Annotated in this window: 10 protein-coding genes and 1 pseudogene; all 11 read right to left on the bottom strand. The window is 34.1% G+C overall.

The window, feature by feature from the left end:
* Positions 1 to 60 precede the first annotated feature (60 nt).
* Entirely contained in the window at positions 61 to 1,017 is a 957-nt protein-coding gene (locus tag NBE98_RS00600; protein WP_250811311.1) for an L-threonine 3-dehydrogenase, read from the bottom strand.
* A gap of 23 nt (positions 1,018 to 1,040) precedes the next feature.
* A complete protein-coding gene (locus tag NBE98_RS00595; protein ID WP_250811309.1) occupies positions 1,041 to 2,234 on the bottom strand; it encodes a glycine C-acetyltransferase in 1,194 nt (397 codons plus the stop codon).
* Positions 2,235 to 2,449: 215 nt separating this feature from the next.
* Positions 2,450 to 3,562: a phosphotransferase enzyme family protein gene (locus tag NBE98_RS00590; protein ID WP_250811308.1), complete on the bottom strand. Its 1,113-nt coding sequence runs from the start codon at positions 3,560 to 3,562 to the stop codon at positions 2,450 to 2,452.
* Positions 3,552 to 4,484, bottom strand: a complete 933-nt coding sequence (locus tag NBE98_RS00585) for a sugar phosphate nucleotidyltransferase (RefSeq protein WP_250811307.1) — start codon at positions 4,482 to 4,484, stop codon at positions 3,552 to 3,554. Before NBE98_RS00585 ends, NBE98_RS00590 begins: the two co-directional genes overlap by 11 nt.
* A gap of 32 nt (positions 4,485 to 4,516) precedes the next feature.
* A complete protein-coding gene (gene galE, locus NBE98_RS00580) occupies positions 4,517 to 5,530 on the bottom strand; it encodes a UDP-glucose 4-epimerase GalE (protein ID WP_250811305.1) in 1,014 nt (337 codons plus the stop codon).
* Positions 5,531 to 5,624: 94 nt separating this feature from the next.
* Entirely contained in the window at positions 5,625 to 6,539 is a 915-nt protein-coding gene (locus NBE98_RS00575) for an ROK family protein (protein ID WP_250811303.1), read from the bottom strand.
* Between the two features lie 206 nt (positions 6,540 to 6,745).
* Positions 6,746 to 7,630 (bottom strand): AraC family transcriptional regulator, encoded by an 885-nt coding sequence (locus tag NBE98_RS00570; protein ID WP_250811302.1) that lies wholly within the window; start codon positions 7,628 to 7,630, stop codon positions 6,746 to 6,748.
* A 36-nt stretch (positions 7,631 to 7,666) separates the two neighbouring features.
* Positions 7,667 to 8,284 carry a carbohydrate-binding family 9-like protein gene (locus tag NBE98_RS00565; protein ID WP_250811301.1) on the bottom strand — a complete coding sequence of 206 codons (618 nt, stop codon included), beginning with the start codon at positions 8,282 to 8,284 and terminating at the stop codon, positions 7,667 to 7,669.
* 190 nt (positions 8,285 to 8,474) lie between these two features.
* Positions 8,475 to 8,567, bottom strand: a pseudogene (locus tag NBE98_RS22565) (lacto-N-biose phosphorylase central domain-containing protein); the annotation flags it as partial.
* Positions 8,568 to 8,582: 15 nt separating this feature from the next.
* A complete protein-coding gene (locus NBE98_RS00560) occupies positions 8,583 to 10,031 on the bottom strand; it encodes an arylsulfatase (protein ID WP_250811298.1) in 1,449 nt (482 codons plus the stop codon).
* A 13-nt stretch (positions 10,032 to 10,044) separates the two neighbouring features.
* Positions 10,045 to 12,075: a hypothetical protein gene (locus NBE98_RS00555; RefSeq protein WP_250811296.1), complete on the bottom strand. Its 2,031-nt coding sequence runs from the start codon at positions 12,073 to 12,075 to the stop codon at positions 10,045 to 10,047.
* Positions 12,076 to 12,145: the final 70 nt, after the last annotated feature.

The following is a 12,145-nucleotide window of genomic DNA, read 5'->3' as shown; positions in this document are numbered from 1 at the left end:
AGCTACTTCCGTGTCACAACACTTATATTAATTTTATTATTAAATGTGTAATTTCAAGTACTACTTTACATTTAGTTTTTCTTTAAGCTTAGCAAGCATATCAGTAGTCATAGAAGCTAAATCATACTTAGTTTCAAAGCCCCACTCTTCTTTTGCTGCGCTGTCATCTATTGAATCTGGCCATGAATCAGCAATTGCTTGTCTTATCGGGTCAACATTGTAGCTCATTTCAAAGCTTGGTATATGCTTTTTAATTTCAGCAGCAATTTGTCCTGGTTCGAAGCTCATAGCTGTAATATTAAAAGCATTTCTATGAACAAGCTTTGAAGGATCAGCTTCCATAAGCTTAACTATAGCATTTAAAGCATCTGGCATATACATCATATCCATGTATGTTCCTTCAGCTATAAATGAGCTGTACTTTCCACTCTTTAACGCTTCATAATATATATCAACTGCGTAGTCAGTAGTTCCGCCTCCTGGAGGTGTTACATAGGATATAAGTCCTGGGAATCTAACACCTCTTGTATCTACTCCATATTTTTTGAAGTAATAATCACAAAGAAGTTCTCCTGAAACCTTAGTTACTCCATACATAGTTCCTGGTCTTTGAATTGTATCCTGTGGTGTTAAAATTCTTGGTGAACTTGGTCCAAAAGCTGCTATGGAACTTGGTGTAAAGAAAGCACAGTTGCACTCTCTTGCAACCTCAAGAGCATTGAAAAGTCCTCCCATGTTGATTTCCCATGCTAAAGCTGGCTTAGCTTCTGCTACAGCTGATAAAAGCGCTGCAAGATGTATAATTGAATCAACATTATATTTCTTAGCTATGTCAGCCATCTGCTTAGCATTAGTAACATCCAACACTTCAAATGGACCACTTTCAACTGTAGGGTTTCCTTCAATTTTTCTTATGTCAGTTGCAACAACATTATCATTTCCATAGATACTTCTCATGTGCATTGTCAGCTCTGAACCAATTTGTCCTAGTGCACCTGTAACTAATATTTTTTTCATAATGAACCCTCCGTTAATTTGGATTATATAATTCCAAGCTTCTTTCCTACTTTTTCGTATACAGCAATTGCTTCATCAAGCATTTCTTTTGTATGAGCAGCTGTTGGCATATTTCTAACTCTAGCTGTTCCAAGTGGTACTGTTGGGAATACTATAGACTTTGCATAAACTCCATTTTCAAAAAGCTCTTTGCTGAATTGCTGTGCTTTCTCAGCATCACCAATTATGCATGGAGTTATTGGAGTCTCGCTGTGTCCAATATCAAAGCCTAATTCCTTTAAGCCCTTCTTCAAATAATTTCCGTTTTCCCAAACTTTTTTAACTAACTCATCGCTTTCAGTTAGAATATTTATAGCTTCTATACAAGCTGCTGCATCACCAGGTGTATTTGCAGTAGAGAATAGAAATGGTCTTGCTCTAACCTTTAGCCAGTCAATTAAATCCTTTGAACCAGCAACATATCCTCCTACAACCCCTATTGCCTTTGAAAGAGTTCCTATTTGGAAATCTATTTTCCCTACTAAATTGTGATGAGTTGCTGAACCGCTTCCATGTTCTCCTAAAACCCCTGAAGCATGAGCATCATCAACATAAGTTATTAAATCGAATTCTTCTGCTATCTTAACTATTTCAGAAAGTAGAGCTATATCTCCATCCATTGAAAATACACCATCTGTTATAACCATAAGCTTTTCATAAAGACCAGACTCTCTAGCTTCCTTAGCCTTCGCTCTCAAATCCTCCATGTCAGCATGCTCAAATCTTATGATTTTTGCTCCAGAAAGTCTGCAGCCATCTATAATTGAAGCATGATTTAAAGAATCAGACAGTATAGCATCCTTCTTATTCATAACTGCTGAAATAGCTCCCATATTGCAGTTGAAACCTGATTGAAATACTATAACAGCTTCTGAATGTTTAAACTTAGCTAACTTTTCTTCTAGCTCATCATGTATATCTAAAGTACCATTGATTGTTCTTACAGCGCCTGCGCCTACACCGTACTTTTCAGTTGCTTTTATTGAAGCCTCAATTAGTCTTGGGTGATTAGCAAGTCCTAAATAGTTATTAGAGGATAGGTTTATAAGTCTTTTTCCGTTTATGTTAATAACTGGCCCGTTTCCCCCCTGAAGTGAATTAATTACATTGTAAAGTCCTTTTGATCTTAAATCTTCCAAGTTCTCAGTTAAAAATTTTTGTAAAGCTTTACTTCCCATGCAACTGCCTCCCTACATTTAAACAATTTATATGTATTGTATGTAAAAATTTATTTTTTAGCCCACAATTATAGTATATAAAAATGAATGTAAATTTGCAATAAAAATAATCTATGATATTTTAATTTCATTAAATCAAAAACTTAAAAGAAAATAAATATCAAAGTGGATGGTTCCATCTTGATATTTATTCTCAGCTCAATCTTTATGCAAAATTATTTAATTATATATTTTCTAACAATAGCTTTCATTTCTTCAAGTTTATTTTCCATGTCAGCTACCATCTTAAATTGTGTTCTAGCTCTGTCAAGATTATGCTTTTCTCTATGGATTTTAAAATAAGTATCTCCATTAAGGAAATCCCCTAAAAATCTCATACCGCACTCAAAAGTCATCAATTTAGCGGAGAAAGGCAGGTATTCAATTTCAGTTTCTGTTAGAGACTCTCCAGCCATTTCCAAGTAACCTTTTGTATAGGTTTCGAAAAGTTCTAAATCCATACATACTTTTGATAAATCTATTTCATCTTCCTCTGCTGGATTAGCACCTGAACGAATTGAATCTCCAAAATCGTAAAGGGATAATCCTGGCATTACTGTATCAAGGTCAATTACGCATATTCCTTCATTAGTTACGTCATCTATCATTACATTATTGAATTTTGTATCGTTATGGCTAACTCTAATTGGAAGCTTTCCTTCTTTGATAAGGTTAACTAATACGTTAGCTTCGCTAGCACGCTCCATTACGAATTCTACTTCAGCAGAGACTTCATTTAATCTTCCTGCAGCATTTAATTTTACAGCCTCCATAAAATCTTGATATCTTTTTTCTGTGTTGTGAAAATTAGGTATGGTTTCATGAAGCTTGCTTGCTGGGAAATCAGAAAGCAGCTGCTGAAACTTTCCTAACGCCTTACCAGAGTTGTAGAAATGGTTTAAGTTTTCAACAACTTGATAAGTTTTTGCTCCCTCTATGAAAATATAGCTTCTCCAGTAATCTCCCTCTTCACTTTTGTAAAAACCTTTTCCATCTAAGCTTTTAATTAAGTTTAAAGTTTCTCTTTCCGGATTGCCTCCTGCTTGTATAATTTTTTTCTTTAAATGCTCTGTTATATTTTCAATATTCTCCATTAAATTTTCAGGAGTTTTGAATATTGAAGTATTTATTCTCTGCATTATATATCTTCTTATAGTTCCATCTTCTTTTTTAAAGCGAGCTTCAAAGGTATCATTTATATGCCCATGTCCATACCTATTTGCCTCTATAAATTCACCTTCGAAATCAAAATTCTTAACAAGCTCTTTAAAATTCCACTTATTTTCCATCGTTAATCCCCCATAAATTTTCTGGATAAACTCTATTTTCTATTAATTTTCTTATCGCTTCTTTTACTTGAGGCTTATCTTCCTTGTAAGTAACACCATACCATTTTTCATTACATCTTAGTACTTTTACTTTTGCCTTGCCTTGAGATATCAATTTGTCAACAACAGTTGGCAAGAAATACTCAGCTTTTAATATATTGCCTTTACTCTCTTCTAAAAACTTTGGAAAATTACTCTTTAATTCTGTAAAGATGCTAGGTGTAAAGCCCCAAATATTCATAGAAACAGTACTGCCTTTAGGAATATCAATCCAAGTTTCATTATCCTCAGTGTATTTTGCACCATCATCAAACTTTTCAATATGAGTTCTTTCATTAATTTCCTTTAAATAGTCTTCGTCATCAACGCTGCATACTCCACGAGCAACATGTCCATGATCTGTAAGAGTATTTTCCAGCAGAAATCCAACCATTGAATAATCATAACATCCCTTGCTGTCTTTAGCATTCACAAGAAAATCATGAATTATTTTAAAGGTAGAGGCACCATAAAAATCATCTGCATTAATTACAGCAAAAGGAGTATCCACAACATCGCGACAACATAAAACAGCATGACCTGTACCCCATGGTTTTACTCTGCCCTCTGGAACCTCAAAACCTTCTGGCAAATCTTCAACCTTTTGAAATACATATTCTACTTCAACTAATTTTTCTATTTTAGCACCAATTATATTATGAAAATCTTCTTTTTTATCTTCTTTAATAATAAATACAACCTTTTGAAAACCAGCCTTTATAGCATCATAGATAGAATAATCTATAATAATTTCTCCATTAGGTCCTATAGGATCTATCTGCTTTAATCCACCATATCTGCTTCCCATTCCAGCTGCCATAACGACAAGAGTTGTCTTAACCATATTCTTAATGCTCCTTTCAACATATTAATGCATTATTTTTTATACCCGTTTGGGTTATTTACCTGCCATCTCCAGGAATCCTCGCACATTTCTAAAAGACCTTTTGCCGCATGAAAACCCAATTGCTCTTGTGCCAGTGAAGTATCAGCATAGCAAACTGCAATATCTCCTGGTCTTCTATCAACAATTTCGTATGCAATCTCTCTTTCAGAAATCTTTCTAAAGGCTTCTATCATTTCAAGGACGCTGTAGCCTTTTCCAGTTCCAAGATTATAAGTCACAAGCCCAGGATTAGTCATTAACTTTTCCAGCGCTTTTAAGTGCCCTATAACAAGGTCAACTACATGTATATAGTCTCTTACTCCTGTTCCATCAGGTGTATCATAGTCATTTCCATAAACATTCAGCTTCTTAAGCTTTCCAACTGCAACCTGGGTTATAAATGGAACCAAGTTATTTGGTATTCCATTAGGATCTTCACCAATAAGCCCGCTGTGGTGAGCTCCCACAGGGTTAAAATAACGAAGTATTGCTATATTTAAGCTCTTATCTGCTGCATATAGATCTCTTAGAATTTCTTCAATCATAAGCTTAGTACGCCCATATGGATTTGTAGCGCTAAGTGCAAAATCTTCTTTTATAGGAAAGCTTATTGGATTTCCATATACTGTAGCAGATGAGCTAAACACTAAATTTTTAACATTAAATTTTTTCATTACCTCACACAAAGTTAATGTGCTGAAAATATTGTTGGTATAATATTTAAGTGGAATAGCAACTGATTCTCCAACAGCTTTTAAACCAGCAAAATGCATAACCGCCTCAATATTGTTATCTTTGAAAATTTCCTCTAATCCATTTTGATTACATAAATCTTCTTTATAAAATTTCAGTTTCTTACCAGTTATTTCTTCAACTCTTTTTATAGCTTCTTCGCTGCTATTGCAAAGATTATCTACTACAACTACCTGGTAGCCTGCCTGCAGCAGTTCAACGCAAGCATGACTTCCAATGTATCCTGCACCACCTGTTACTAATACTTCCATTCTAATTCCTCCATTTCCTCAACTTTATAATGTATTTGTTTCTCATGTTTATAAAGTAACTAAGCAGTTATAGCTTAGTGACCTTTTCTTGCGCCTATAGTGCAATATAGCATGCTCCATATATTCCAGCATCATTTCCAAGCTGAGCTTGCACAATCTTTGTATGACTTGCATAACTACTGATTACTCTCTCTCTAAAACTTGAATTTAAATCTTCGAAAAAGGTCTTACCTTGAGCGGATATTCCTCCTCCTACAACTATTAGCCCTGGATCTAAAAGGTGAGTTATACTTACAATGCCAGTTGCTATATTGTCAACAAATCTTTTATATACTTCAACTGCTAAACTGTCTCCAGACTTAACAAGCATCATAATTTTTTCACCATTGATTTCTGCTTCATCAACTTTTATACCAAGTTTTGCAGCGCTATTTACATAGTCTCTTATAAAAGCTGAAGTAGAAGAGTATCTTTCATAGCAGCCTTTGCTCCCACATGAGCACTGTTCCCCTTGCTGATTTACAATTATATGCCCTATTTCTCCAGCTGCTCCGCTTACTCCACCAAATACGTTTCCGTTAATTACAATTGCTCCTCCAACTCCTGTGCCAAGTGCAATACATACAAAAGTACTTTCTCCTTTTGCAGCACCAATCCACATCTCACCTAATGCAGCAGCGTTTACATCATTTTCAACAAAAGTCCTTAATCCAGTCTTCTGTTCAATTGTCTCTGCCAATCTAGCCCCTGAATATTCATGGAAATTATACGCAACCGTTACTACACCATTTTTACTATCTACCAATCCAGCAGTACAAATTCCAACAGAATCAATGCTAAATTGTCCTCGTAGATTTTCTATTATTTTCATCATTTCTTCAGGTATGCTTACTTTACAATTATATCTAGGTGTAGGGAACTTATCTTTAAGCAATATCTTTCCATCTGAATTAATTATTGCATATTTTATAAACGTACCACCTACATCAAAACAAACAACATTTTTCATTTATTTTCTTCCACCTTTTCATCATTCATAAGATTTTATTATATAAACTTCCTAAATATAGTTAACATACTCTATAAATTATCCTTGATTTTATAATATTATTTTTTAATCAATTATTCTTTAGCAATAAGGTCTAATTATTTGCACTTTTAGACAAACATAACAATTTAGGACAATAGCATTTTTTGCTATTGTCCTAGCTTTTTCTATATCTTTGCTTTAACTGAGGAAGCGTATTCTGAAGGCGACATACCAGTAGCATTTTTAAATTGTCTGGAAAGATAATGAATAGATGAGTACCCTAGTATCTCTGCAATTTCAGTAAAGTTAAATTTGCCTTCCCTTATAAGTTTTTTAGCTTCCTCTACCTTAAGAGATTTATAATACTCCATAACACCAGTGCCAGTCAGCTCCTTGAACATTGCTTTTAGAGTGGTAGGAGATAGACTGGAATATTGGCATACATCATTAAATGTAATGTTGTGTCGTAAATTATCCTCCAGATAGCTTATTATTTTATTGGTCATATCATTATGAGTTCTTTCTCTAACAGAAGAAGAAAGCCTATCATGTGGTAAAATATTTGTACTCCTTCTTACTAGGTATATTAAAAGCTGTTGCAAATAAATTTTTATTAATTGTTCTGAACCAAAAAGTGACTCTGTCTTTTTTTCCAGACTAGTTGTGCTAGAAACATTTAACGGAGTGGAAAATGCTTCTAAAGCTTCTTTAATTATTTGTGCTAATAAATTTTTAACTACATCTCCTGTGGAAACAATTTTATTTTCAAAAAATTTCATAGCTTTGGATCTACATTCAAAGGATATCACAATAATATTAGGCGCAATTTTTCCGTTAGCCCACAAATTATGAAACTCATTAGGCTTGTGAAAGATCATCTCTCCCTGCTTAAGCTTGAAACCTTTATCATCTGCCATAATTTCCAACTCACCTTTGTCTACATACACAAGCTCCCAAAAATTATGAGTTTCTCCTTCAAAAATATAGTCGCAAGCAAACTCAAAATAATGCACAGTTATTATACTATCTATCTGAAATTCATCATTTAAAACTGTTCTTGTAAAATTCATCGAAGCTCTCCTTTAATTTGGCAGCACAACTTGTATCTATTCTAAAATTAATTCACCAAAATACTGTGGAAGATGAAAATTAGGGGTACCATTAGTTATTTCATTCCAACAGCCATAATGAGGATATACTGTTTCATCTCCACACTTATAAAAATTCCCCTTAATTTTATACTCTGATTTAAATTCTATCTTTCCATAATATTTTTCTACAAAACAAAATGGTACCTCAAATTCTACAGACCAAAAATCGGGTCCAGTATAGCTTATAACATTAAATATATTTTTATCAACATCATCTATAAATTTCCTACTCTCCTTATCTTTACCGATTTGTAATAGGAAATTACCCTTAGAGTTAATTTCTAAGTTTATGTATTGTGAAGATTCACTTGGTAAAGGATTAAAAAAGAATTCTACACAGCTGTCTTTGTATACAGGTCCATTAAAATCAAGATATTTAGCAATAGGATTTTTTTCTACGCATATAAACTTTACCATAAGCTTTGAATTATTATAAACAAGTTTAACCTCAGTTAAAGGTCTATAATTATTCTCATCCCACGGGTAACATTCTATAGATAGTGATGGAATGTCATTCCATAGTTGCATATTCATTTTTTCTTGCCTTATTTTCTTTATACTATAATTTTTCATAGCTCACTCCCCATTAAATTTTATATCGAAAGAAAGCTCCATCATTATCTGACAGAGCTTTCTTTATAATTTAAATAATCCTACCTTATTTAACAGAAACCCGTTTAATTCCATAAGGTTTTAACTAAAATAAATTCCTCATGTTTATTTTTATATACCAGCTGTATATTTTTTCCTCTTTAGAGGCTGACTAATGTATAGCTCTTAACAGCATTCTAACATTCTCTGGTGTATATGGCAATCCTGTTATATATACCTCCCTGCCTTTTCCCAGCTTATCTACTGAAAGATTACTATCCTATAGTATATGTTTTAAACATTCCTTAGGGGCTCTTCCAACTATTAGTTTATTTCCATCTGTGTACCCCTCTTCTCTTCCCTCCAGTTCCTTAATTAGCTTGCTTCTTAAATCCTGGATTCTTGAAGAATATTTATCATCTCCAATAAGGTCGTGAAGTTCTTTGGGATCAGTTTTTAAATTAAAATATTGCTCTTGGCCAGTTTGAGAATACCATATATACTTATCTTTTTCTGTAACTATATAGTGATTGGAAACAGCACCTCCGCTGTGTTCCCCATGTATGTATTCTCTCCAATTCCCATTTAAATTTCCTTCTATTAATATTCTGATGCTTTTCCCATCTACAGTATCTGGAATATCTACACCTGCTATATCTAATAATGTAGGCATTATATCCCTTAGTTCAACAACCTTGGAAATAGTCTGTCCTCTATTTTCTCCCAATAACTTGCCTGGATCATATATTATAAATGGTACAGATATACTACCTTGGTATGGATAGGTCTTTCTAAATAGATTATGATCTCCTAATAAATCTCCATGGTCTGACGTAAATAGTATTATAGAATTATTTAAACAGTTATACTCTGATAGAACTTGAAGAAATCTTCCTATCTGGTGGTCGATATGAGTTATCAGCCCGTAATAAGAAGCTTTTGCTCTCTTCAATGCTTTTTTATTAACTATTCCCTTTGTACAGTTAAAGATTTTTCCTGATGCTTCTTTATCTTCTGTATCAGCCCAATCTCCAATTGGGGAATCTTCTATATCTTCGTTTATGTACTGATTATAATAAACCTCAGGAGGATCTAATGGTGAATGTGGTCTTACATAGGACATCTTTAGGAAAAATGGCTTTCTTGGATCTCGTCTTCTCAAAAAATCTATAGATTGTGCTGTTACCCAATTTGTTGGATGAAACTCTTCACTATGCATCCACGGTCTTGATATCCAGGAATTACACTCTAATCCAGAATCAATTAAATCAATATTAACATTTTTTTCTTTTAGCCAATTTAAGTAATCATCGCATTGATCAAAATGCTCACTCATTGGAACGTTAGAGTTTCTGCAATAGTGAAAATAGCCATCGTGCAGAACAACATTATGAAATCCACAGAGATTTCTTGTAGGATATACGTGCATCTTTCCTATAGCCTGTGTATGGTAGCCTGCATTTGCAAATTCTGAAGCAATTGTATGTTCATAATTCCAGTCAACTTTATCCATATATCCCACTCTTCCATGTGATTTCTGGGACATGCCAGTAAGTATGGAAGCTCTTGCTGGAACACAAGTAGGTGTCGCTGAATAGGCACTATCAAATAAATACCCATGACTAGCCATTGTATCCAGATATGGGGTTTCAACTACAGGATGTCCTAAAATCCCAAGACAGTCTCCTCTCATTTGATCTACTTCAATTAGAATTACATTTGGTTTCATCTTTATCTCCTTATTAAAAACCTTCCCGTACCACTTCTTCAGGTTTTTCTTCTGTAGGTTTTACCTCTCCCGCACAAATTTCATATATCCTTTTGTGGGTGTTTTTAACATACTCCATCATTTCTTCATATGGTTTTCCGCATACGTCTATAAGTCCAATATTACAGTTCTCTCCATCGAATCTTCCTAGAACTGCCTGGTCGTTCCATTGAAAATAATGTACTCCTACTAATTGCGGTATGGCCGCTGCCTTTTCCACATACCAACTATAGAATTTTCCTCTTTCTTTCTGATTTTTCATCCCCCTTAGTCCATTTGACAATAATCCCACATCCAATGCACCAGCATGAAATTCCCCTATGATAACCGGTAATCCTGTAATCTCTGATGCCTTTTTAATTTCCTCTGCATCTGGATTTAATTTATAGCAATTTATTGAAAATACATCGCAGTATTTGCTTCCGGCATAGAAATCATCAGATACAACCCATGCCCATCTCAAGCCTAAATTCAAGTGGTTAGGATCATATATCTTCGCTACTTGTGCAGGTACCTTTATGTATTGCTCTATAAGAATACGATTGAACTCTCTTAAATCTCTTTCTGCCTGTTGAGAAAGCTTTGATGCTTTCTCTATGGGATTTTTAAGCTGATTAAAACTTGTAAGTTTTAGATTCCAAGCTTCTGAAAACTTGAGTATATCTTTTTTGTATTTATTGGACAAATATTTAATCATTTCATCCTTTGAAACAAAACTTTCGGGATTTGCAATTAAAAACTCAGCAATATTGTAATCTCCAAAAGCCCAATTAGGCTCATTTCTAAGGAAGTAGCCAATCATATAACAATCTTCTGCTTTATTTTTAAGTCTTTTATAACAGCAATGGGCACTTTCAACATACTCTTCACTGAACACATCAGGAAAATCTCTGAAAATTTTTCTTTCTGTATCAGGGAAACCTATTTCAGTAACATATGGCATCTTTAATTCTGTTCCTAAATTTGAAACAGACCAATTAGCTATAGTATTAAACCCATATTCCCTCAACTGCTTTCTTACTATATCCTTCCATGATTCTCTCCATTGTTCTCCAAATACTCTGATTAAATTAGCTGTTATAAAACTTACAGAATCTATTCCCGTACCATTATGCCTCCAAGCCTCACTGAAGATGCCTTCTTTTAGCGGAAGACAACTGAATAAACCCTCTATTCCATTTACTGGTACCTCTGAATAAGGCCCAACACAATCCGGTCCTACGCTGAAAAAAAGATGTCCTTCCGGATCTACAAGCCACCATCTGTCTTTAAACTTCTCCGTTCTAAAAAAGCCTGTTGAAGCTGTTTTATATTTTGTCCATCCTCCTACAGTATCAAACTCACCTTTGAGCGGTTCATGAACTTCTTTTATCCAATTCTTTAGCCCAGCTGCCATAGCTTCAACACTTTCTGTCTTACCTGTCCATTGTTTTTCAATTAGTTGGCCAAGTTCATCTACCATAGGTTTATTTGGAATTTTATAAACTGGCTCTTCATCCATCAGTCTCGGCACACCTATCCAAACTGTTTGAGGATTGGATGACGCAGGAATCTCAACACTAAATCTATTGACCTTCTCTGCCTTAACTGGTGTTCCAACAGATACATTTTTTAATCTACCGGGGGTACGAGGTAAAAATAAAGTATTCAAATCTAAACTTTCTAATTTTAAACATACATCTACTTTGAAACCCGGAAGAACCCCCATTGCTATATCTGAAAATCTATCTTTATCGCTTCCTGCTTCCCAAAAGCACATATGAAAATATAGTGAATGCTCCTCTTTAAAATATACAGGCACTACTAAATATCTGTCTTTATTCCAGGGAACATTACCAACTGTTCCTTCATTACCGCTGAAGAAGATTTTCCCACCTTTTTCAGGTGCATCTATACGGATTGCTGGTTCTGATGTTCCAGGAATATTATCATTAAAAATCTTTAAGTCATATGGTATTTCTAAGGATTCATAAATATTAAATAAATATTCAGCCATTCCTAGCATTCATCTCTTTCCTTAAAATCTATTTATATAAAAATGATTTTGTTTATTTAACAAAGACTACACATAATAT

Source organism: Clostridium swellfunianum (assembly GCF_023656515.1).
Taxonomy (GTDB): domain Bacteria; phylum Bacillota; class Clostridia; order Clostridiales; family Clostridiaceae; genus Clostridium_AT; species Clostridium_AT swellfunianum.
Note: the sequence above shows the minus strand (reverse complement) of the source record. Positions and strands in the feature narration are given on the sequence as shown.